A 23690-nucleotide genomic window follows, 5' to 3' on the forward strand; every position below is an offset into this window, starting at 1 on the left:
TGGTAACCCTCAGCCTTTGACCGCGCCCGCTGTCAGACCCCGGACGAGATAGCGTTGAACGAGAAGGAAGAAGAGACATGCGGGGATCAGGGCCAGGATGCCGGCCGCCATCATCTGCCCGAAATCGACGGAGAACTTCGATACGAAGCTGAGCAGACCGACCGGAAACGTGCTCGCATCGGCCTTCGACACGAGCATGAGCGCGAAGAGCAGTTCGCTCCAGGCTGCCGTGAAAACGAAGCCCAGGGTTGCGGCAATGCCCGGCAGGGTGAGCGGGAGGATGATCTGTCGGAAGGCGCGGAAGCGCGAAGCACCGTCGATCATCGCAGCCTCCTCCAGATCCTTCGGGATCCCGTCGAAGAACGACTGCATCAGGAAGGTCGCAAACGGCACGTTGAAGGCCGTGTAGACGATGACGAGACCGGTGAGGCTGTTGGTGAGCCCGAACGGCGAGAAAAGCTTGAAGATCGGAGCCACCAGCATCACGAGCGGGAACATCTGGGTGATGAGCATCAGCCCGACGAGCCACATCTTGCCGCGGAAATCGAAGCGCGACATGGCATAGCCCGAAAGAGCAGCGATCAGCGTTACCACGACGGCCGTGCTGCCCGAGACGATCAGGCTGTTCTTGAAGAACAGCGGAAAGTCACTATGCGCGAGCACGAAAGTGTAATGTGCCAGGGAGGAACGGGATGGCCAGAGCCGAATACCCTCGCTGTAGAGGAGATCGTTCGGTGTGACAGATACCTTGAGCAGCCAGTAGAGGGGAAACAGCGCAAAAGCGACGTAGAGGGCAAGCAGCCCATAGTGAAGGATCCAGTACGGAGTGCTGCGGGCGGAGGATGTCATAGGGCTCCCCTCATCGTCTCAGCAGGGACTGCCGCATCAGGATGATGACGAAGGAATAGGCCAGCAGAATCCCAAGCAGCACCATCGCGATCGCGGATGCATAGCCGAAATCGAGGCGCCGGAATGCCTGTGTGAAGATGTAGCTCGAAACAATCTGCGTCTGATCAGCGGGTCCGCCATTGGTCATCACGATGATGAGATCGGCGAAGTTCGCAATCCAGATGGTCCGCAACATGACCGTAATCGCGATTGTGGGCGCCAGGAACGGCAGGGTGATGTCGATGAAGCGCCGCCAGGCGCCGGCGCCATCGATGGCAGCCGCTTCATAAATGTCTTGCGGGATCGACTGCAAGGCCGCGAGCAACGTGATGGCGAAGAACGGGATACCCCACCAGACATTGGCGACGATCGGTCCCCAGATCGCGAGATGGGGATCCGACAGAATGTTCTCGGGAGCAGGCAGGACTCCGAGGGCCGCCATCCAGTGCGGCAGGGGGCCGACGACAGGATTGAACAGCCAGGCCCAGTTCAGGCCCGATAGGAACGTCGGCACCGCCCAGGGCAGAAAGACCAATGCCTGGATGACGCCACGCCCCGGAAAAGCATTGTTGAGGAGGAGTGCCAATACGAGGCCGAAAGAAAATTGCAGAACGACCGAAGCCAAGGTCCAAACAAGCGTGTTCCTCATAGACAGCCAGAACGCCGCATCCGTCCAAAGCGTTTGGAAATGCTCAAGACCGACGAAGCCGCCGCTGAAAGGGTTGATCAGCTGCATGTCCCGGAAGGCGTAGGACAAACCGATGATCAGCGGCACGAGCATGATGACCGCAATCAGGATGACGGAGGGAGCGATATACAGGTAAGGCTCGAGGCCTGCCACGAACCGACTCAGAGGCGCGCGCCGGCGGCCTGCAGCCTCCTCGTATAAGGGCATCGTTGACATGCGGCGCTCCTTGGCGGGACAAATCAGGTGGACGGCGCGGCTCAGAAGCCGCGCCGATCCGGATTACTTGCTCGAGGCGAGGTGTTTTTTCTGCGCCTTCGTCATGTAATCGGCCCACTGTGCCGCCATGTCCTTTGGAGCGAGTTGGCCAAGAAGAGCCTGCTGGCTGGTCTTCACCGCAAGCGAGTCGGCGAAAAAGGCGAATTCCTGCAGATAGGTTGGCATGATGGTCGGCACGACGTTCTTGTCTGCCAGTTCCTCGAACCACCCCTTGAACTGTGGGCCGGAATAGAACGGATCGTTCTCGGCCGACTTGTAGATCGGCAGCGCACCCGTTTTTTTGTTCCAGGCGATATTGCCTTCGGGGCCAGCGAGCGCAGCAAGCAGCTTCCAGGACAGCTCCTTGTTCTTGCTGTTCGCGAACATAGACCAACCGGCATAACCCAGTGTCGGGAAGGCCTTGCCTGCCGGGCCCTTCGGGAAAGGCGCGACTCCATATTCCTCCGGCTTCATGCGCTCGGCAATAGCGATCAGCGCATCAGGATCCTGGTCGAGCATGGCGCAGGTGCTGGAATAGAACCCTGCGACGATCTCGTTGAAGCCCCAGTTCACGCTGTCCTTCGGAGCGTAACCCTTCTTGTAGAGATCAGTGAGATAGGCGAGGCCCTGCACCCATCCGTCATCTGCGAAGGTCGAGGTTCCATCCTGCTTGAAGAACGAGTTGTCGCCGGCCATCGTGGCGCCGAACATCACCCAACCGTTCAGGCCGCCGGGGCCACCCCGCAGGCAGTACCCGTACTTGCCCGGAATGGCCGAAACCTTCTTGGAGACCTCTTCGAACTCCGCGAGGGTCTTCGGTGGCTCCTTCACGCCGGCCTGCTCGAAGAGCTTCTTGTTGTAGAACATGGCCCTCAAATAGAAGCCGTAGGGTATCGTGTAGGCGGTATTCTTGACGCTGCGACCGACCTCCAGGGCTCTCTCGTTCAGACCGCCCGTATGGGGCCAAGCCTTCAGGTAAGGCTCGAGGCTCTCCAGGGCGCTGTTGTTGGCGTAGAGTGAAAGCCACCGATCCGGCATCTCGACAACATCAGGCGTATCGCCGGCGGACACCATGGTGGCGAATTTCTCGAAGGCTTGGCTCCAGGGCAGAGACGTGATTTCCACCTTCACGCCGGGATTCGCTTCCTCGAAGCCCTTCACGATACCCTTGAGCGTTTCTGTCCGCTCAGGACTCGTGATGACTTCGGTGAGCTTCAGGGTGGTTTGGGCAAGAGCGCTGCCGGCGAAGGTCGTGGCGAGCGCAGTAGCGAGCAGTAGGCGTTGGATCATGGTCTTCCCTCTGTTTTGATCTTGTCTCGAACGTGTTCGACCGCTCCTGACGACAGTTTGGTTAGCTCATCTTCGCCTCCCTGATGGCTTGTGAGAGATCGGCCACGAGGACATCCTGGCCTTCAAGGCCCACATGAAGCCGCACGACACGAGCGGAGACGCCGAAATCGATCGCCGAATTGGGCCCTGCCGCCTGGGCACGGACCACCTGAGCAGGCACCACAAGGCTCTCATGTCCGCCCCAGCTCACGCCGAGCTTGAAAAACCGGAGTGAGTCCGCGAACCGGGCGATGTCGACGCTGCCGTCGAACTCGAAAGAGAACAGGCCGGATGTGCCTTGCAGTCCGTCGAGCAGCCCATTGCTCAGGCCGGGATGATAGACCGCCACCACGTCCGATCGCTTCGCGAGTTCACGCGCCACGTGCAGACCCGCTGCCTCATGCGCTCTCATGCGGATCGGCAAGGTGCGAAGACCACGCAGCAGGAGCCATGCATCGAACGGGGATAGCTTGCCGCCGAGGTAGGGATAAATGCGGGATCGGATCTCTCCGATGAGCCCTCCCGAGCCCACGAGGACGCCTGCCACCACGTCGCTGTGGCCGCCGATGTATTTCGACGCGGAGTGGACCACGAGGTCGACTCCGAGGGTCAGCGGCTGCTGGAAGATGGGACTCGCCCAGCTGTTGTCGATGATCGAGATCGCGCCGTTCTCGCGGGCTACCCTGGCAAGCGTTGCCACATCATGGACATGCATGAGCCAACTCGTCGGGCTCTCCATGTAGAAGAGCCTTGCCCCGGGCAGAGCGCGTCGCACCGCGTCGTGGTCACGACCATCCACATAGTCGACCGTCACGTTCATCCGCTTGAGGTAGGTCTGGAAGAGCCGGTACGCGTCGGGATAGACATGCTCCACGCATACGATCCGGTCGCCCGGTTGGACGAATGCCAGGACGGCTGACGCAATGGCCGCCATGCCGCTGGCGAATCCGATCGCATCCTCCCCACATTCCAGAGCGGCCATTTTCTCCTCGAACAGACGAACCGTGGGATTGAGGCCACGGGTGTAGGTGGGGCGCACCTTCTGTCCGCGATAGGTTTCTTCCATCTCGGCATAGGAGCTGAAGGTGAAGAGAGAGGTTTGCGCGATCGGCGGCACGACAGCCTCGTAGGCGTGCTCGCTATCATGGGCAAGGATGGCCATGGCGCGGGCCAACGGATCCACGGAGGTGTTCATCTGATCATGTCCTTGATGTCCTCCTCAACGATGGCGAGGATTGAAAGCGTCTTGGAGCGGGCTGCGTCCGGATCCTTGGCCGCGATGGCCTCGAACAGCTCGCGATGAACCGGAAAGGAACGGGCGGCGAAATCGACACGAACGCGCGACATGCCGAACAGCATCTGCACACTTTCCCGCATCTGCGACAGGAGTTGGTTGAAGATGGGATTGCCGCTGGCGTCATAGATCGAGAGATGAAATGCCAGGTCCTCGGGACCAGCGCAGCCCTTCTCGCGGTGAACGGACTCCATGATCAGCAGCTTAGACTCGATCCGCTCGAGATCGGCAGCTCCAGACCGTACCGCCGCGAGGGCGCTTGCCTCGACTTCCAGGCCACGGCGAACCTCCAGCATCTGGAGAAGGCCGTTCTGCCCGCTGTCAACCGCCAGTGGAAGGTGCATGGTCTCGGGTGAGATTCGACGCAGGAGGTAGGTGCCACTGCCCCTGCGGCTCTCGACGACTCCGAGAGCCTGCCAATGACGGATAACCTCTCGGATTGTGGAACGCCCGACCGAGAGCTCAGCCATCAACTCACGCTCCGGAGGCAAACAATCTCCGGGCTGCAGGTCCGAATGGCCGATGTACTCGGCGATCGCCTGCATCGCGCCTGACGTGCGGGCAGATGTGGTGCGGCGCACCTGAGTTCCCCATTCCGAGTCCATTCTGCTCCGACCTCGCATGTTCTGGTGAACTGCCCGAAGGCGATACCCTTCGGAATTGGTCTGACAACTTCGAAGCTGGATCAGGGCCAGCCTATTGTCAAGGCGTGACGGGACTGCTCCGCGTTGCAATGGGCGACATATGGATGATCCGGAGTTCGTCTCGCGACCTGGTGTAAGGGACATTGAGCGGGACGGTGATTGTTCGATGTCGCGTGCCAGGCAAAGCGCTTCGGGTACACGACGGCGCACGATGGGTGCCGGCCTCGAAGGCATGTTCGTTTCGACAGGTGAGCGGCACGCGTCAGGCGTTCGAGCCCAAACGTTCCGCGGCTCAGATGATCCGCTCTGTCGATTGAAACAGTGTATCGCAGCGCGTCGAAGGATTAACAGGGTTTTCCAATCAGATCCGCCGACATCGCTCGGCGCTCGGCAGATCGAAAGTGTGATCGGGTGTCGGTGTGCATCAGATTACAAACATCAACTCCGGCGGGCGTTGGTGCTGACATCTGACCAGTCGATCATAACGCGCCAAATCCATGCTTCTGCGGTCCTGCGGCGCAACAGTCCGGCCAAGTTTCGAAGATCTCCCCGGTTCGCGCAGAGCATAAGTTAATTGGTCCAGTCGCTTACTCCATGTTCGGATATTTTTCGCTTCCGAGTTCCATCTCGACGGTCACATGCCATGAATGTCTGCCGACGTTCGCTAGCCTAAAATGTGTAACCCCTTGGGGGTAGACAACACAAAAATTCCGGACACATTATCTGCCAAGCGTGAAAGCGCTGACGGGCAGGCGCCAACCTGCCTGGGGGGAATTGATAACTTCAAACCAGTGTCGCGGAAACAGCGCACAGTCGTGAGAGAGGAACCCCAAGATGCCGAATCCCAGCCAAGCGAGCGATCAGTGGTGGGTCAACGATCAGACACCGGACAACCCCTATGGCAAGAGCGAGGACTATGAGTCCTTTCTTAGCTATCTAGGCGCATTGAACCGCAGTCTCACGCCGGCGATCGCTGCAGGAACGCTGAGGATCAACGTCTACGAGCTCAATGATCACCCTGACTACAAGGCTGCCGCCATCGGCGCCTTGCAAGCGTGGTCCTCTGTCACTCCCCTGAAATTCGAGATCGTCGACGACGCGCCATTCAACAGAGCCACAGACTGGATTGAAGTCGTTAGTCCAGAGCTGGGACAGCCGGACGAAGGCAGCGCCTATTCGAGCAATCGCTATGTCAGCATCGGTCAGCGCTTCCATGACACGGAACCCAACAAAACGGATGTCGGCGGTTACGTCTTCGACTCCTTCATCCATGAGTTCGGCCATGAATTCGGCCTCAATCATCCCGGGCTCTACAATTACAGCGGCCCAGGCGGCGTGCAGATCAACTATCTGAACAACGCGACCTGGACTTATGATCGCCAGCAATACAGTGTCATGTCCTATTTCGATGGGATCGATGTCGGCGAGACCAGCCGCTGGTCCGCCTCGACGCCGCTGATGGCTGACATCGAAGCCGTCATTCGCCGCTTTTTCTCGACGGTCGATGCCAATGGAGTGCGCACCTACCAGCAGATCGATCTCAACACGGGCGACAACGTCTACGGCTTCGGCAGCACGCAACTCTCCTATCAACTGACCTCCTCGGGCATGCGCCATGACATCGGCTTCGCGATCCATGACACTGGCGGGACCGATACGGTCGACTTCTCCGGCTCGACAGCGGGGACAATCCTCGACTTGCGTGCCGGACACTTCTCGAGCGTCAACGGCCACAGCAACAATGTGTCGATCTTCGCAGGGCACAACGCGGATAGAACCGACTATTACATCGAGAACGGCGTTGGCAGTGCGTATGACGACATCTTGATCGGCAATGACGGCGCCAACGTTCTGGACGGACGAGGCGGCAGCGACCGAATGGCAGGCAACGGAGGCGACGACATCTATTTCGTTGATTCTCTCGACGATATCGTCCGGGAGGAGCTCAATGGAGGCAATGACACGGTCATCCTCCTCTCCAGGGATCTGAGAATCAGGAAGATCGCCAACGTCGAAAGCATCATCTACGCCGACGTGTCGACCACTCAGCCCGGTAGCGGCAGCGAGACCCCGCCCGGCGCCGGCGACAACACGCTGACCAGCATTACCTTCGGCGACAATGGAAACAATACCCTCGATGGAGGCGCCGGGGACGACACGATTTTTGGCCAAGGAGGCGACGACCTGATCATCGGCGGCCGCGATTCGCTCGCCAGCCGCGATATCAACAACACGATCGATGTCGAAGATCTCGAAGACCGGACCGAAAGCGACGACGGCAACGATGCCCTTTACGGCGGCCGCGGCAACGACACCCTTCTCGGTGGCCAGGGCAATGACATCCTCGATGGCGGCGACGGCGACGACATGCTGAGCGGCCAGGACGGCGTGGATGTGTTCAGGGGCGGCGCGGGCATCGACACGGTCGATTACAGCAAGGAAAGCCCTTTCCAGCTGCTCGTCAATCTGGCGACGAATACCGCCAGCGGCGGCACCGCGTCGGGTGACACGTTCGACAGTATCGAGAACCTGATCGGCTCCGACGATCGCATCGATCGGTTCATCGGAACATCCGCGGCAAACCACTTCTGGGGACGTGGCGGCGGCGATTACTTCAACGGCGGCGGCGGCAACGACATCCTGGATGGTGGCAACGACGGTGACATCCTGTATGGAGAAGCCGGGGACGATACGATCATCGGCGGCGCCGGTCAGGATTACCTGGATGGCGGCTCTGGCAACGACACGGTCGTCTACACAGGCAGCTCCGATGGCGTCACGATCGATCTTGCGAATGGCACGGCCAGCGGCGGCGACGCTGACGGTCCGGTGCAGATCGTCGGCCGGGGCACGACGATCCGGCACGATATTCTTGCCGGCTTCGAGAATGCCGTCGGCTCGTCCTTCGACGACCATCTCATCGGCACTGCGCAGGCCAATGAGCTCTCGGGTGGTGCCGGCAACGACACGCTGACCGGTGGCGGCGGTGCCGACAGATTGATCGGCGGAGCCGGCAGCGACACGGCGGATTACGCCGGCGCGTCCAGCGGCGTCAGGCTCACCCTCGCGGGAGGCAGATCGGGTGGCGATACCTATGTGTCCGTCGAGAACCTCGCAGGTTCCGGCCATAACGACCGGCTAACCGGCAACGGCGCGGCCAACGTCTTGACCGGCCAGGGCGGGAACGACGTGATCGACGGCGGCCGGGGCGACGACACACTGCTCGGCGATTTCGCATATCAGGGCGACGCGCCCCCTCGCCCGGGACTCGGAACCGGCTACGCCACGCTGGGACCTGATGCGACGAACAACTCGTTCGCCACCGCGTTCGACATCTCCAACAACTTCTCCCTCGCGAGCGATCCCGACATCTTCGATTCGACCACGACCCTCCACACGACTGTCAATGCGACCGGAAACGGCCAGGGTGGATTCTACAAGATCGAGCTGGCGGCCGGCACCGTCATCACGATCGACATCGACGGAATCGCCGATCCGAATGTCCATGACAGTTGGCTCAGGCTGCTCGACAGCAACGGCGAAATCGTCGCTCAGAACGATGACGGCGGCAGCGACCCCGGCTCTACGACCGGCCGAGACTCGAGTCTGGTGTACGTCGTCGAAGAGACCGGAACCTATTACATCCTGGAAGGCAGCTGGTCAGATACGGTGCCGGGAGACGGCTGGGCCGAATCTGTGCCGCAAGGCTCGACCTATAAGGTGAACGTATCGGTCGAGCTTCCCCCTGCACCGGCTCAGCCGGGCGTTGCAGGGTCGGACCGGCTCGACGGCGGCAGCGGCAGCGATCTGCTGGACGGCGGTCTGGGAGCCGACACGCTCACCGGCGGCGCGGGAGAGGACAGCTTCCGCTTCTCGACGGCGCTCGGGAACGGCAACGTCGACCGGATCAAGGACTTCAAGGTCAGCGATGATACGTTCCTGCTGGACAACCTCGTCTTCGGGAACGTGGGTGGCGATGGCGCTCTCGCCCTGGGGGCGTTCCACAAAAGCAAGGCGGGCGTTGCTCATGACGCCGACGATCGGATCATCTACGATACCGATAGCGGGGCTTTGTTCTACGACGCCGACGGGTCGGGACAGGGTGCAGCCGTTCAGTTTGCGCGGCTGAGCAAGAATCTGAATGTTGCGGCGACCGACTTCGTCATCATCTAACCCATACCCTGGTGGGGCGCTTCCAGGCGCCCCGCCTTCTCGTTGGATGGCAATCCGTCTCTCGTGTCCGAACCACACGCGGAGCGGCAAAAGCGCCAATGCGCCAGTCCTTCGGGGCGATCATGGAGTCTGTGATGAAACGCCCGACCGACAGCCGCACTTTATGGATGGCCGCCGGCGTTGCGGCCGTCGCTGCCGCGGCAGGGCCCGCCGCAGCACAATCGCAAGAGATCCGCGGCGCTGTCACGTTCGAGGGAGGCACGGTGATTCCCCAAGGCCAGCTCAAGATTTATCTCGAGGACCGGTCGATTCGAGACGAAGCGCGCCGTCGCGCGGCCATAACGCGCATCCAGAGCGACGGCAAGTCGACGACGCTCGCCTTTTCCCTATCGGCGCCGGCAACCCTGCCTCCTTCGCCCACGCTGCAGATCGTTGCACGCCTCGAGCGTGCGGATGGTTGGCTGCTCGCGCGGGGCAGCACACCGTTCGAGTCCGGTCCGCCTGTTTCTGTCAAGCTCAACGCCGCTACGTACTGAAGCGCTGTCGGCTGGAGTGACGTCCTAAGCGCTGCAAGCAGGCCTGAAATCCCGGCGCCCTTCACGCCGTGCAGAGAGGACATCTCTGTCCCGCAGTTTGTGCCGTCAACGGCGCGCGAGGGAGGATCGTCGCTACTCGATGATCCTCCAGCGGCGTCCATCGCGGGCCAACAGGAATCCTGCCTCCTCCGGCCCTGACGAGCCCGCAGGGTAGTATTCGAGCCCCCTGGCCCCTGCCTTCGCCCAGGCATCGAGGAACGGTTGGACTATGGCCCATCCCGCTTCAACTCCGTCGGCCCTTTGAAAGTGCAGGGCGTCGCCCGTCATGCAGTCGTAGATCAGGGTCTCGTATCCAGTGCTCGGAGCGACATCGAAGTGATCCTTGTACTTGAACGTCATGTCGACGCTCTCCGCTGCAAGCACAGGTCCGGGCACCTTCGCGTTGAAACGCAATGTGATCCCTTCGTTGGGCTGAATGCGCAGGACGAGGAAGTTCTGCCCTAATCGGTCGACGGAGGTCTGCTCGAACATCGAGATCGGCGCCTGCTTGAACTTGATCGCCACCTCCGTCCGGCGGGCCGTGAGGGCCTTGCCGGTTCTCAGGTAGAACGGCACTCCAGCCCACCGCCAGTTATCGATCTCAAGCCGGAGAGCCGCATATGTTTCCGTGGTGCTGCCGGGCGCCACGTGCTCGGCGTCCCGGTAGGCCACGACGGCTTCGTCATTGACGCGGCCGGCGCGGTACTGACCGCGCACCGAGTTTGCGAGCGCTTCGGCCTCGCTCGGGATCCTGATGGCCGCCAGGGCTTCAGCTTTCGCATTGCGAACGCGCTCCGCCTCGAACCGGGCCGGCGGCTCCATGGCGATCAGGGCCAGCAGCTGGAACAGGTGGTTGGGCACCATGTCCCGCAGGGCTCCCGTCCTGTCGTAGAAGCGCCCTCGCCTCCCGACGTTGACGGTTTCGGCCACCGTAATCTGCACATGATCGATGTGATCCCGGTTCCAGATCGGCTCGAAAAGCCCATTGGCAAAGCGAAGAAGCAGGATGTTCTGGACCGTCTCTTTGCCGAGATAGTGGTCGATGCGGTAGATTTGATCTTCCACGAGCACTTCCAGAAGGGCTTGGTTGAGAGCCCGGGCCGAGGCCAGGTCCGTCCCGAAGGGCTTCTCGACCACGACCCGGCGCCAGGGAGTACCTGATGGACCCTCCTCGGACAGACCGGCCCTCGCCAGATGGCGCGCAATCGGCTCGAACGTATCCGGTGGCATGGCCAGGTAGAACAGGCGATTGCCGTCCGTGCCTGCCGTTGCCTCAAGCTCCTCCAGGACCGCCTTGAGTTGGAGAAAGGTCCCGCCGTCGTCGATGCTGCCGGACACGTAGGCGACATGGGCGACAAGCCTTTGGGCCAGGTCCGGGTCCACCTCACGGGTGGCATGCCCCTTCAACGCCGTCAGAAGATCCTCCCGGAACTCGTCGGCCGTTCGGACGCTGCGCGCTACGCCCACGATAGCGAAGCGCTCCGGGAGCAGGCCCGTGGCGGCGAGATTGTAGAGAGCCGGCAGGAGCAAGCGGCTTGTCAGATCTCCGGAGGCACCGAAGATCACGAAACAGCAAGGGTCGGCGGCAGGTGCGGGAGATTGCGTCATGCCCCGTCTCCTTTCGGCTTCTTCCCCTCGATATGGCCGCCGAAACCTTTACGCATGGCCGAGAGGATCTTTTCGGCGAAGGTGTGGTCCTGGCGCGAGCGGAAGCGGGCATAGAGGGCGGCTGTCAGAACCTCGGCCGGGACCGCTTCATCGATTGCAGCCTCGACGGTCCAGCGACCCTCCCCGGAATCCTCGACGTACCCTGAATAGGTGCTGAGGTGCTCGTCTGCGGACAGGGCAGTGGCGGTGAGATCAAGCAGCCAGGAGGTGATGACGCTTCCTCTGCGCCACACTTCCGCAATGTCGGCGACATTGAAGTCGAAGCGATGCTCGGGAGGCAGAGCTGGGCTCGACGCATTGCGCAGGATATCGAAGCCTTCGGCATAGGCCTGCATCAAGCCGTACTCGATGCCATTATGGATCATCTTGACGAAGTGCCCGGCGCCGTTCGGCCCGGCATGGATATAGCCCTGCTCTGCCCGGGGATCTCTGCCCTCCCGTCCCGGGGTGACCGGCAGGTCGCCCTGTCCAGGAGCCAACGCGGCGAAGATCGGATTAAGGCGCTCGACCGCCTCGGGCTCGCCCCCGATCATCAGGCAGTACCCGCGCTCGAGCCCCCACACCCCGCCACTGGTACCCACATCGATATAGTGGAGGGCGCGGCTGCGGAGTTGGCGGGCTCGACGCACATCGTCCTGCCAGAAGGTATTGCCGCCATCGATGATGGTGTCCCCCGCCTCGAGCAGTCCGGCAAGCTGCTGGACCGTCGCTTCGGTCACCCTGCCGGCGGGCAGCATGAGCCAGACGGTCCGTGGCGCCTCCAGCTTTGCCACAAGATCCTCCAGGGTCTCACCTCCCATAGCGCCTTCACGGACAAGACCGCTGACGGCTTCCGGGTCGCGGTCATACACGACTCCTGTGTGCCCTGCCTGCATGAGCCGTCGGACGATGTTGCCGCCCATCCGGCCGAGGCCAACCATTCCCAGCTGCATCTTCAGTCTCCAGCTCTGTGTCGTAGGCCGCGATGCTGCGCGTTGATGTCTCCGGTGCACGCAGCGCGTGGCAAAGCAGATGGGCCGGCACCTATCGGCTTAGCTCAAGACTTAGGATCATCAGCCGGATCGTCCATATACCACAGCCCTCGGATGAGACGACCTCCGTGGTGCTCCACGCTTCGCCGCGGGTTCAGGCGGAGAGATCCCCGGCAGGGCTTGCCCAACCCAGCGGCGAAGGCAATAGCCTTGGGGATGAGCGTCAAGAGCTTGAACGAGCATTACCGTCACGAGTGGACGCGACAGGAACACGTCCACCAATGCCGATAATCGTCTCTCGCCATAAAGGAACATCGATGTGCGTCGTGCGCCAACAAGCAGGCGCGTCTTCACTCATCAGCCCCGAGGGCGATTCTGGGAAAGCCAGCCGCCAGGTGGTCGATGAGTGTTCGAACGGCCGGGGGTAGCCCACGCCGGGTCGTGAACACCAGGTGAACGATCCCCCGCTGCCCTCTCCAATCCTGCAGAACATGCACAAGCCGGCCGCGAGCAAGGTGTTCGGCACACACGTGATCTGGCAGGAGCGCGATGCCCAACCCATTGGCTGCTGCGTCCCGGACCGCCGCGAAGTCCCCGCATGTCATGCGCGGCTCGTGCCGCAGCACATGGATGGCACGGTCGTCGCGCTCCAGCGTCCACTCGATTTCTCCAGGATCGTCGCTCGTTCCGAGCGTCGGCAGAGCTGCGAGCGAGGTAATGTCCGCATGGAGCCGGCTGGCGAGTTGCGGGCTGGCTACGAGGATGCGGCGGGAGGTGCCCAATGAGCGCATGGTCAGCGCCGCGTCGCTCGTCAGGGCCGTTCTCACCCGGAGCGCTACGTCGATCCGCTCCCCGATGAGATCAACCGGGCGATCGACTGCGAGAAGCTGCAGCTTCACCTTCGGGTAGCGCGTCAGGAAGCTTTGGATCGTACCGGAGATGACTTCGACGAGGCCGGTTGGGCAGCTCATACGAATGCGTCCATGCGGCTCCGCCTTGGCCTCGGCGACTAGGGCTTCGGCCTGCTCGGCCTCCAGGAGCAGGGTGCGACACCGTTCATAGAAGGCCTGCCCCACCTCGGTCACCCGGAACCGGCGGCTCGAGCGCTCAATGAGCCGAACGCCCAATCGTACCTCGAGCCCGGCAATACGGCGGCTGAGCTTCGATTTCGGCTCCTTCAGCGCCCGGCCCGCGGCAGCAAAGCCGCCATGAGCCACTACCTCGGCAAAATAGGCGTAATCGTTGAGGTCAGTTCGCATGATCGTTCCTCTGATGAAACGCTATGTGCCATGAAATCCGTCTATTCGCATCATCGTTCTCGGCACATCTCTGTCGGCAGCGGCCAATCACGGCCAAGCATGGAGAAGACAGTGACGAACAGGTTCGACAACAAGGTCGTGGTGGTCACCGGAGGGACGAGCGGCATCGGGCTGGCGACGGCCAAAGCGTTTTCGGCGGAAGGCGCTTCGGTCTTCATCACCGGCCGCCGGCAGGAGGCGCTCGACGAGGCCGTGAAAACGATCGGCGGCCGTGTGACTGCAATCCGGGGAGACATGAGCAGGCTGGCCGATGTCGACCGGCTCTATGACACGGTCCAGCAGAAGCATGGGCAGATCGACGTTGTCTTCGCCAATGCAGGCGGTGGTGAGTTCGCCCCTCTCGGCGCGATCACCGAGGAACACTACGAACGCACCTTCGACACGAACGTGAAAGGCGTGCTGTTCACGGTTCAGAAGGCGCTGCCCCTTCTGAAGGACGGCGGGTCGGTCGTTCTCACCTCGTCGACGACCAGTATTTCCGGCACGCCAGGGTTCAGCGTCTATTCGGCGTCCAAGGCGGCGGTGCGCAACTTCGCCCGCAACTGGATCCTCGATTTGAAGGACCGGCACATCCGGGTGAATGCGGTCAGTCCCGGCGTCACTGAGACCGCGGGCCTGAACGAACTCTTCGGCGGCGGTGACCAGGCACAGGGGACCAAGGACTATCTCGCCGGCCTCATTCCGGCCGGGCGGATCGGCCAGCCTGACGAGATCGCCAGGGCCGTGCTGTTCCTCGCCTCCGACGAGGCGAGCTTCGTCAATGGAATCGAGCTCTTCGTCGATGGTGGGCAGGTTCAAATCTGAGATGAGAACGACCTGATTCCGAACCGGAGCGGCCGAGGTCACCAAACGCCCTCGGCCCTCATACCACACCCCTCGCCAGATATCGCCGACCCGGCGGAGCTGGGCTTGCGGGGAAAGCCTCTGCACGAACAGCCGACCGACCTGCTATCGTGGCGAATCGATCGAAGGCACTCGCATAGGACTGCATCATGAAGAAGATCGGATTCCTCTCGTTTGGGCACTGGTCGCCCTCGCCGCAGTCACAGACGCGTTCGGCGCGCGATACGCTCCTCCAGTCCATCGATCTTACCATAGCGGCCGAGGAGCTTGGAGCGGATGGCGCTTACTTCCGCGTCCATCATTTCGCACGCCAGCTCGCCTCGCCCTTCCCGCTTCTGGCGGCGATCGGGGCGAGGACGAAGCGGATCGAGATCGGCACCGCCGTGATCGACATGCGCTACGAGAACCCTCTCTACATGGCCGAGGATGCAGGTGCGGCCGATCTGATCAGCGGCGGGCGTCTGCAGCTCGGCATCAGCCGCGGCTCGCCCGAGCAGGTGATCGATGGCTGGCGGTATTTCGGATACGCGCCCGAAGAAGGTCAAAGCGATGCCGACATGGCCCGTCACCACACGGAAGTGTTCCTGAACGTCCTCAAAGGAGAAGGCTTCGCCGAGCCGAACCCGCGGCCGATGTTTCCGAACCCTCCCGGCCTGCTGCGCCTCGAGCCGCATTCGGAGGGCCTGCGCCAGCGCATCTGGTGGGGATCCGCCTCGAACGCGACCGCTGTATGGGCCGCGCAGCAGGGCATGAATCTCCAGAGTTCGACCCTGAAGGAGGACGAGACGGGCGAGCCCTTCCACATCCAGCAGGCCAAGCAGATCCGCCGTTACAGGCAAGCATGGACAGAGGCAGGGCACGCCCGCGCGCCTCGCGTGTCCGTCTCGCGCTCGATCTTCGCACTCGTGAGCGACCGTGACCGGGCTTATTTCGGTCGCGGCAAGGATAGCGATCAGATCGGCGTCATCGACGACATGCGGGCAATCTTCGGTCGCTCTTATGCAGCCGAGCCGGACAGGCTCGTGGAGGAGCTCAAGGCCGATGAGGCCATTGCCGAGGCCGACACGCTCCTTTTGACGGTGCCGAACCAGCTCGGTGTCGACTATAACGCCCATGTCATCGAGGCCATCCTGCAGCACGTCGCTCCGGCGCTGGGCTGGCGATGACACCGACGCCACGCCCGCACCGGCACCTTGACGGGCGTCTCACGACTTGAATGACAAGGAAGTTGAGAGGGCGATGGGGATAGTCGCCGAGGCCCTGGCCTCACGGCCTGTTGGCATTCTTCAGCCAGCGCTCGGCTGGTGTCGCCAGGATGGTGGTGAGAACCACGATCGCGGCGCCGGCACACACGGACAGGGACGGGATCTCGCCGAAATAGAGCCATCCTGCCGATCCCGAGAAGAGGATTGACAGATATCCGATGGGCGCAAGGAGGTGAGCCTCCTGTTTCTGGTAAGCCTGCAGCCAGCAATATTGGCCAAGCTGCGCCAGAACGCCGACGAGGATGATGCGGGGCGCTTCGTCCCACGGAATCGGCACCCAGACGACGGCTGCAGGAACGGATGTCAGGAGCGTCAGGCCAACCGTGTAGAAGAGCATCAAAACGACTGTGTCCTCCCCGGCAAGACGCCTCGTCTGAACGACCGCGAGAGAGCCGAAGAACACCGATCCGAAAGAAGCCAGCAGACCGAAGTTCCACGGGATCGCGTCGGGCCGCACCATGACGATAACGCCAAGGAATCCGAGCGCCGTGAAAGCGTAGCGTATCCGGCTCACATGCTCTCCCAGCATGAGGGCTGCCATCGCGAGGAGTACGAGCGGTCGCGTGAATCCGATGGCGGTCACCAGCGCCAGCGGCAAGACGGCGAAGGCTGCGAAATTGAGGGTCAGAGCCGCCGAGTTGAAAGCCACACGAGCGAGATGCCCGCGAATGTTCGAGAGGTCGGTCAGCTTCTGGCGGTGGCGCCAAACGAGCGGCGTCACCGACAAAAAGCCGACCAGCGAACGCAGAAAGACAAGTTGAACCGCTGGGTAGATCGCGCCCTCGGCTTTGACCATGGCCTGCATGGTCGTGACCAGCGCCATGTCGAGCAAGAGCCACCCTGCGCTGATCCATAATGGAACAGGAGGCGTACTCGCACTGCCTTCCGACTCGGTCGCCATGTCCTCTCAGGCTGGTTGAACCAGGTTCGCCAGGAGGCGGAAGGCCCCAGGAACGAGCCTGTCGAGCTGATGGTGCAACACCAGCGCCACATGCGTGTGCCGCCCGCGGCCGACGGGAGCCGAGATCAGAGAACCCGTGAGCGGTTCCTCGCCAGGATCGTGGAGGGACAGAAGCTCTTCATAGGCCGGGTCGTAATGGGCGGCGAAGTAGAGACCTCTCTCCTTATCCCAGCCTTGCCAATCCTCCAGCCCAATCCTATTCGGGGCTGTGAGCAGGCGATGTTCCGGTTGCAGAACCGTCACAGGGGCGGCAGGGTCCGTCACGCGCCACCGCAGGGACGGCGAACCGATAGACAGGCGGCGGGGCGGCGTCCGATCCGGATCCCAGCCATCCGTCGGACGATGGTAGAGCGTCACGAGATGACCACCCTCCTCCACGAAGCGATGCACTCGAGCAGTCGCGGACTGTAGGTCGCGTCTCAACCCGAATGCAAAGATGCCGATGACGATGGTGGTAAACGTCGAGAGAGAACCGTCCTTCAGGTCGGCTTCCGCCAGATCCGTCACATCGAGCCCGAGACGGCGCATATGCGTGCCGACATTGTCGCTTCCGCCACCGACATATCCAATACGAGCATCTCTCGGCAACGCTACATCGAGCATCAGAACCTTGAACTCCGCCGGCGCCACGTACGCGGTCGGCCGCACATGAGGATAGGCAATGGCTCTCACCGTGCTCGCTGGTCTGCCCTCGACGATCGGGATGAAACTCACAAGACCGGGCTCTGCCCGATGGGGCGGCACGATCATCCAATCATCGTCGTGGCGCCGAATGCTCCAGCCTGGCGGCACCTGCCAGTCTGAAGGGTTCGCTCCGGCAACCCGCACCCGTACACCGGACGCCGGTCTTTGGGCGCTCACCACCGCGAAGCCTGGCTCAAGCGAGAGGGATTGGGATGGCCTGATCGACAATGGCTCTTCGGCATCCAGATCAATCCGGACGATGCGATCGTGAAGCTCACCCGCGATGCGAATGCCGGCCTGACCATTGCCGCCCAGGGGGTCGAACGCTTCCGGGTAGTTTCCCGTGTGCGGGGCTGTTTCAGGAATGCTGATCGCATAGCGGACGAGCCCCGCCTCACGGGATACTTCCGTCGCTCGGATCCCGGTCGGAAGTCGCGGTGTGACCGAGAGCTTCGCGAGGCCAGGCACATCGATGGCAACATCCAGACCGATCTCGGCACCCGGATGAGCCATCCCCTGGAAGGTCGCTCTCGCCGTTTTCACATTGGCTTCGAAGAGCGCGGCATCGATCTCGCGCAACTTCCGGTCGAGGCGGTGCCCCCATTGGTCGAGCGCAGGCCCGTCCAGGCGGTTCCGCGTGTCCTCGATCAGTTTTGCCGCATTGCTGAGTGTTCTTCCGACCATTGTGCGATCGGGGAATGCCGCCAGCGCGGCATCAATGCGCTCCTGCGCCTCCCGCAGAGCGGCGCCAAGCGCTTCCGCCGCTCCCATCACGGTGCCGAGATCACCGAGGCTTGCAGGCAGGTGATCGCGGATATCATGTTCTGCACCCGGCGTGCCGCCGGCCTGGATCTTCAGATGAAGCTCCCATTGATCGACCGGGTTGTTCCGCCACACCCCCATTCCCTGAGACGCATGCGCGGCGCGAGACCACTCCCCCAGTTGCCGATAGGCTAAGCCAGTGACAGGATCGCCACTGGCGACCTGAACGCCGAGCGTTGCAGGCGGCGGCGGCACCTCATCGTCGTAGGCGTAGCCCGCTCCCGACCATGCCGGGAGATAGAACTTGGAAACCTGCCACGGTGCGAGCCCCATTGCGGCATGCTCGGGAAACGCCGCCGGGTCGGCGGCCATAGCCAGCGCCGCTTCGGCGGCACGCGTCATGGCCCTGTGATGGCCATGCTGCCCCGGCACATCCAGGAATGTAGGGATCACGATGTCGGGTCGATACTGCCGATAGGCCCGGACAAGCCGTTCGATGATCCGCTCCTCGCCCCATCGCCGTAACGTGTCGTCGCCATTCTTGGAGAATCCGAAATCGTGAACCGGATCGTCGGGTCCATGACCCAGCCATGCCACGTCGGCATCGATGCGACGCGCCGCTTCCTCCATCTCGGCCGTCCGCAGAACGCCGAGCGCTCCGCCCCGCTCCGGGCCGAGAGCGTTCTGTCCTCCCTCACCTCGCGTCGAGCATGCGACCACGATCCTCATCCCATAAGCAAGGCGGAAAGCCGCCAGCATCCCGTTGATCTCGTCGTCTGGATGTGCGCCCGTGTTCATCACGGTCAGCACGGAGGTGAGCCGGCTCAGGGCACGGTGCAGGCGAACGAGGGCTGGCTGATGAACGGCACGGGCGAGACGGCTGTGGTCATCCGGCAAGGGAGATCTCCTCGGTCGGTTGTTCGCGGCGGGCAGCGTGAGCCTTATCGAGACGCGGGGTCATGGTCTCCAGAAGCGGCAATGCGGCTGCGCCGAGCGCCGCCGTCGAGCGGCCGGTCCGCCCGTGGATCAGGCGTGCCTCGCTCCGGTTCCTGCGCCGTGCGACCGACAGAGGCAGGGGCTGCATGGCCTCCACGAGTTCCTCCAGCAATCCGGGTGGAAGAACGCCGCCCAGGACGATGGCTTCTGGATCGAAGAGATTTTCGAGCATTGCGACCTGCGGAGCTAGATATCCGGCAGCTTCCCTGATCCATCCGAGAACGACGGGATGCCTCTCGCGGTGCAGGCGCTCAAGATCCGCATCGTCGATGGGGTCAACTCCGGCCGCTGCCAATTGTTGAGCGAGCGCGTGGAAGGAGGCATAGGCTTCAAGACAGCCCTTCTGACCGCAAGAGCAAAGGCGCCCTCCCTTCTCCACCAGCACATGCCCGATCTCGCCCGCGTTGCCGTTCGCCCCGCGATACGGGCGACCGTCGATCATGATGCCGAGGCCCAGTCCTTGTCCGAAATATATCAGGCAGAAGTTCTTCAGATCCTTGGCCACGCCATGAAGGCGCTCGCCCACGGCAGCAGCGGTGGCATCGTTCTCCAGCGTGACAGGCACCCCCAGCATGCCGCCAATATGGGCGACCGCATCGAAGTCCAGCCACCCGGACAGCGTCGTGGGTCCGACAGATGTCATGCCATCCACGTTGAACGGACCCGGCATCACGACCCCGACACCGAGGAGTTGCGGTACGGGAGGCTGTAATTGCGTCTGCGCCGCGTCGATCTCGGCCTTGATGACGGGAAGCACGGCCTCGGGGTCGTTCTGCGGAATGGGGATGTGGCGCTGGGCTCGAACGTGTCCGCCGATATCGATCAGAAGCGTGCAGATATGATCGGCCGCGATTTCGACCCCGGCCGTCATCCCGCCGTTCGGATTGACGGCAAACTGGATCGGCGGCAGGCCGCGCCCCGCTCTGAGCCGGCCTGTTCTGATCAACAGCCCGTCGGCGACAAGATCCTCAACAATGTTCGAGACGGCTTGAGTGCTCAGATGCGCATGGCGCGAGATCTCCATCCTCCCAACCGGTCCCAGTTGCCGCACCACGTCCAGCACCACGCGTCGGTTGTGGAAGCGGTTCCGCTCCGGATTGCTTCCGATCGTCGATGGCGCACCTGATTTTGGTTTTCTCGGCATCTCGACCACTCCACCAAAGGGACGATGACCTGAAGCAATGAATAACTCAAGTTAATTATCTTATTGACAGGCCGACCACTCTGGAGGAGCCTTGAATCTGGAATGGCCCGTTCGAAGGCCGCCGCCAGAGATTTTTCGGCGCCCACGCGCCTGCAGAATGGAGAGGGATATGAGTTTTCGTCACATGCTCGCGAGCGTCGCTCTAGGCGTCGTCACCTTGGCTGCCTCAGGGGCAAAAGCGGTCGAGATCGAATATTGGCAGTATGTCTTCGACACGCGTGTCAAGGCGATGACTCAGCTGATCGCGAAGTTCCAGGAGGCCAATCCGGACATAAAGGTCAAGCAGACGACGTTTCCCTACGCCGATTACCAGACGAAGGTCGCCGCAGCGATTCTTGCGGGTCAAGGACCGGATGTCGTGCAGCTCTTCTACGGTTGGACCGACAACTTCATCGCCGGCAAGATGATCCGTCCCCTCCGCGCCGAGGCCTTTCCGGCTGCGGAAATCGAACGTGATTTCTTCCCGATCATCAGCGCTATGAAGCGCGGCAACGAGTATTATGGCCTACCGACTGCCGTTCGCTCCCTCGCGCTCTTCTACAACAAGAAGATCTTCAAGGATGCGGGTCTCGACCCCAACAACCCGCCCAAGACGCTTGAGGAGCTTGTTGCTGCCGCTGAGAAAACTACCGAGCGCGATGGCAGCGGCAACATCACCTCCGCGGGCATGACTCTCGACATGGGTGGGCAGGACCACCAATGGTGGCGGGAAGTCCTGATCCGACAGTTCGGCGGTGTGCCCTACACGGACAACGACACCAAGGTCGCCTACAACGACGAGGCGGGCCTGAAGGCGCTCACCTTCTACACGGACCTGCAAAAGAAGCATAAGGTCGGCCAGACGGGCTTCATGGACGAAGGGCAGGCCGCCTTTCGCGCGGGCCTCGCCGCCATGACCATCGACGGCACCTTCCGCCTCGGCTCGTTCGGCGCCATCAAGAGCTTCGAGTGGGGTGTGACCGAACTTCCCGCCAATGCACAGGGCGTGCGCAGCAACTACGCCAGCTACTTCGCCAACGCGATCACTGCCAAGGCGGAGGGCGAAAAGCTCGCGGCGGCCGAGAAGTTCCTGAAGTACGTCTCCTCTCCTGACGCCATGAAGATCTGGATGGAGGTCGTGGGCGAACTGCCGGCGCGGCGTGCCGCCGCTCTCACGCCCGAGAACACCGGGCATCCCATCTATGGGCCATTCCTCAAGGGCTTGGAATACTCCCACACGACCCTGTTCAAGGATGAGACTGCCCAGCGGCAGGGAGCCATCGATATGGTGAACCGAATCCTGATCGGCGGGGAGGACCCGAAGACCTCGCTCGCCAAGGCGGCCGAAGCCGAGCAGGCGATCATCGATCGCGCCAAGCGCTGACTATCGAGACCGCAGGGAACAGCCCATGTCCAGCATCGCACATCAGGAGGTCGCCACCGGCGGCCTTTGGTCGAGGATGAGCCTTGGCCAGAAGCAGCGGATCTGGGCGTGGGGCTTCCTTGCGGTTCCCCTTCTCTTCTACGTGGTGATCCGCTTCTGGCCGACATTCCAGGCCTTCTATCTGTCCGTCACAGATTGGACCATCACGCGACCTGCCTCCTTCGTGGGGCTTGAGAATTACAAGAGACTCTTTGCCGACGCGCTCTTCTGGCAGGTGTTCCGCAACACCTTCCTTTACCTGATCCTCGGCACACCGATCAGCCTGCTGATCTCGTTCACCGTGGCCTACTATCTCGACCGGGTGCGCTTCATGCACTCCTTCATCCGCGCCTTGTATTTCCTGCCGTTTCTCACCACGGCGGCCGCGATGGCATGGGTCTGGCGCTGGTTCTACCAGCCCGTTCCCATTGGCGTGATCAACGACATCCTTGCGAGTTTCGGGATCCCTCAGCAGCCGTTCCTCCGCTCGACCACACAGGCGCTTCCGGCCGTCCTCGCACCGGCCGTCTGGGCCGGCCTCGGCTTCCAGATCATCATCTTCCTGGCTGGATTGCGGGCCATCCCGGTGACCTATTACGAAGCGGCGCGGATCGACGGGCTGTCTGAGAGCGCGATCCTGCGCAGGATCACGATCCCCTTGCTCAAGCCGACCCTCGTGTTCCTGGTCGTATTCTCGTCCATCGGGTTTCTGCGGATCTTCGACCAGGTCTACAACATCAACACGAACGATCCCGGCGGGCCATTGAACTCGACCAAGCCGCTCGTGCTGATGATCTACCAGACCGCCTTCAGCTCCTACGAGATGGGCTACGCGGCTGCCCAAACCGTGGTTCTGTTCGTGATCCTCCTCGTAATCTCCCTTGTCCAGCTGCGCATCATGAGAGATCGCTGATGACCCCTGTCGCATCCTCCCGCGGGTCTCTGCCCATGTCGCGGATCAGGCCCGGACGGATCGTCGCCTGGACGCTCCTGTTCATCGGCGGCATCATCATGGTGACGCCCCTGCTCTTCATGCTGTCGACATCCCTCAAAGACGCTTCGCAGGTCTACGATCTGCGCGTCGTTCCGGCAGCGCCGACCCTCGACAACTACATCGAGATCCTGGGCGACGGACGCTTCACACGTTGGCTGATCAATTCCACGATCGTGGCCGTGATCGTCACTCTCTCTAATGTATTTTTCGACAGTTTGGTCGGCTACACCCTGGCGAAATTCAGGTTTCGGGGTCGCTACATCGTGTTCATCGCCATACTGTCCACACTGATGATCCCGACCGAAATGCTGGTCTTGCCCTGGTACCTCATGGCGAGTCGGTTCGGATGGCTCGACAGCTATTGGGGCATCATGTTCCCGGGCATGATGACGGCATTCGGGACCTTCCTGATGAAGCAGTTCTTCGAAGGCGTACCTGACGACTTCCTGGAGGCCGCGAGGATTGACGGCCTGAACGAGTTCACCATCTGGTGGAAGATCGCCATGCCTCTCGTGACCCCTGCCCTGTCGGCGCTCGCGATCTTCACTTTCCTCGGCAACTGGACGGCCTTCTTCTGGCCGCTCATCGTGACGACCAGTGCAGAGCTCTACACGCTGCCGGTCGGGCTCTCCAGCTTCGCGGTAGAGCAGTCCATCCAGTGGGAGAAGATCATGACGGGGGCAAGCATCGCCACCCTTCCTACGCTCGTTATCTTCCTGTTTCTTCAACGCTACATCGTCCGAGGCGTGATGCTGGCCGGACTTAAAGGCTGAAG

18 protein-coding genes are annotated in these 23690 nt (G+C 62.0%); 7 read left to right on the plus strand and 11 right to left on the minus strand.

Annotated features, from left to right (window positions below; translation table 11 throughout):
* Positions 1 to 9: 9 nt before the first annotated feature.
* The 5 genes from KBI52_RS30345 to KBI52_RS30365 form a co-directional block, all read right to left on the minus strand.
* On the minus strand, positions 10 to 849 hold the full coding sequence (locus tag KBI52_RS30345) for a carbohydrate ABC transporter permease (RefSeq protein WP_173949341.1): 840 nt from the start codon (positions 847 to 849) through the stop codon (positions 10 to 12).
* A gap of 10 nt (positions 850 to 859) precedes the next feature.
* On the minus strand, positions 860 to 1792 hold the full coding sequence (locus tag KBI52_RS30350; RefSeq protein WP_173949342.1) for a carbohydrate ABC transporter permease: 933 nt from the start codon (positions 1790 to 1792) through the stop codon (positions 860 to 862).
* A gap of 63 nt (positions 1793 to 1855) precedes the next feature.
* Entirely contained in the window at positions 1856 to 3118 is a 1263-nt protein-coding gene (locus KBI52_RS30355; RefSeq protein WP_210812719.1) for a sugar ABC transporter substrate-binding protein, read from the minus strand.
* Positions 3119 to 3182: 64 nt separating this feature from the next.
* Entirely contained in the window at positions 3183 to 4355 is a 1173-nt protein-coding gene (locus KBI52_RS30360; RefSeq protein WP_210812661.1) for a PLP-dependent transferase, read from the minus strand.
* Positions 4352 to 4999, minus strand: a complete 648-nt coding sequence (locus KBI52_RS30365; protein WP_173949461.1) for a FadR/GntR family transcriptional regulator — start codon at positions 4997 to 4999, stop codon at positions 4352 to 4354. The genes KBI52_RS30360 and KBI52_RS30365 overlap by 4 nt, the downstream gene beginning before the upstream one ends.
* 933 nt (positions 5000 to 5932) lie before the next feature.
* Between KBI52_RS30365 and KBI52_RS30370 the strand changes: the two genes are divergently transcribed.
* Together KBI52_RS30370 and KBI52_RS30375 are read left to right on the plus strand one after the other, a co-directional pair.
* The gene (locus KBI52_RS30370) at positions 5933 to 9271 is read left to right on the plus strand and encodes a M10 family metallopeptidase C-terminal domain-containing protein (RefSeq protein WP_210812662.1); all 3339 of its coding nucleotides are present in this window, start codon (positions 5933 to 5935) and stop codon (positions 9269 to 9271) included.
* A 134-nt stretch (positions 9272 to 9405) separates the two neighbouring features.
* Positions 9406 to 9807: a hypothetical protein gene (locus KBI52_RS30375; RefSeq protein WP_173949345.1), complete on the plus strand. Its 402-nt coding sequence runs from the start codon at positions 9406 to 9408 to the stop codon at positions 9805 to 9807.
* A gap of 132 nt (positions 9808 to 9939) precedes the next feature.
* Here the strand turns inward: KBI52_RS30375 and zwf are convergent, their stop codons facing one another.
* From zwf to KBI52_RS30390, 3 genes are all read right to left on the minus strand, one after another.
* Positions 9940 to 11454 (minus strand): glucose-6-phosphate dehydrogenase, encoded by a 1515-nt coding sequence (gene zwf, locus KBI52_RS30380; protein ID WP_210812663.1) that lies wholly within the window; start codon positions 11452 to 11454, stop codon positions 9940 to 9942.
* Positions 11451 to 12446: a phosphogluconate dehydrogenase (NAD(+)-dependent, decarboxylating) gene (gene gnd / locus KBI52_RS30385; RefSeq protein WP_210812664.1), complete on the minus strand. Its 996-nt coding sequence runs from the start codon at positions 12444 to 12446 to the stop codon at positions 11451 to 11453. The genes zwf and gnd overlap by 4 nt, the downstream gene beginning before the upstream one ends.
* Positions 12447 to 12835: 389 nt before the next feature.
* A complete protein-coding gene (locus KBI52_RS30390; protein ID WP_173949348.1) occupies positions 12836 to 13744 on the minus strand; it encodes a LysR substrate-binding domain-containing protein in 909 nt (302 codons plus the stop codon).
* Between the two features lie 111 nt (positions 13745 to 13855).
* Here KBI52_RS30390 and KBI52_RS30395 point away from each other — a divergent pair, with 111 nt between their 5' ends.
* Together KBI52_RS30395 and KBI52_RS30400 are read left to right on the plus strand one after the other, a co-directional pair.
* On the plus strand, positions 13856 to 14608 hold the full coding sequence (locus KBI52_RS30395) for an SDR family NAD(P)-dependent oxidoreductase (protein WP_210812665.1): 753 nt from the start codon (positions 13856 to 13858) through the stop codon (positions 14606 to 14608).
* A 188-nt stretch (positions 14609 to 14796) separates the two neighbouring features.
* Entirely contained in the window at positions 14797 to 15813 is a 1017-nt protein-coding gene (locus KBI52_RS30400; protein ID WP_210812666.1) for an LLM class flavin-dependent oxidoreductase, read from the plus strand.
* A gap of 100 nt (positions 15814 to 15913) precedes the next feature.
* Here the strand turns inward: KBI52_RS30400 and KBI52_RS30405 are convergent, their stop codons facing one another.
* Genes KBI52_RS30405 through KBI52_RS30415 form a run of 3 tightly spaced genes read right to left on the minus strand, consistent with a single transcriptional unit; the run spans position 15914 to position 20459 of the window.
* Entirely contained in the window at positions 15914 to 16813 is a 900-nt protein-coding gene (locus KBI52_RS30405) for a DMT family transporter (protein ID WP_210812667.1), read from the minus strand.
* Between the two features lie 6 nt (positions 16814 to 16819).
* On the minus strand, positions 16820 to 19216 hold the full coding sequence (locus KBI52_RS30410) for a PIG-L family deacetylase (protein ID WP_247654734.1): 2397 nt from the start codon (positions 19214 to 19216) through the stop codon (positions 16820 to 16822).
* A complete protein-coding gene (locus KBI52_RS30415) occupies positions 19206 to 20459 on the minus strand; it encodes an ROK family transcriptional regulator (RefSeq protein WP_173949352.1) in 1254 nt (417 codons plus the stop codon). Before KBI52_RS30415 ends, KBI52_RS30410 begins: the two co-directional genes overlap by 11 nt.
* Positions 20460 to 20616: 157 nt before the next feature.
* Here KBI52_RS30415 and KBI52_RS30420 point away from each other — a divergent pair, with 157 nt between their 5' ends.
* The 3 genes from KBI52_RS30420 to KBI52_RS30430 are packed head-to-tail and all read left to right on the plus strand — an operon-like array spanning position 20617 to position 23688.
* The gene (locus KBI52_RS30420) at positions 20617 to 21882 is read left to right on the plus strand and encodes an extracellular solute-binding protein (protein ID WP_371823229.1); all 1266 of its coding nucleotides are present in this window, start codon (positions 20617 to 20619) and stop codon (positions 21880 to 21882) included.
* A gap of 25 nt (positions 21883 to 21907) precedes the next feature.
* Positions 21908 to 22834: a carbohydrate ABC transporter permease gene (locus tag KBI52_RS30425; RefSeq protein WP_173949354.1), complete on the plus strand. Its 927-nt coding sequence runs from the start codon at positions 21908 to 21910 to the stop codon at positions 22832 to 22834.
* On the plus strand, positions 22834 to 23688 hold the full coding sequence (locus KBI52_RS30430; protein ID WP_173949355.1) for a carbohydrate ABC transporter permease: 855 nt from the start codon (positions 22834 to 22836) through the stop codon (positions 23686 to 23688). The genes KBI52_RS30425 and KBI52_RS30430 overlap by 1 nt, the downstream gene beginning before the upstream one ends.
* The last annotated feature ends 2 nt before the right edge of the window (positions 23689 to 23690 follow it).

The sequence above is a fragment of the Microvirga sp. HBU67558 genome, from assembly GCF_018069605.1.
Taxonomy (GTDB): Bacteria; Pseudomonadota; Alphaproteobacteria; order Rhizobiales; family Beijerinckiaceae; genus Microvirga; species Microvirga terrae.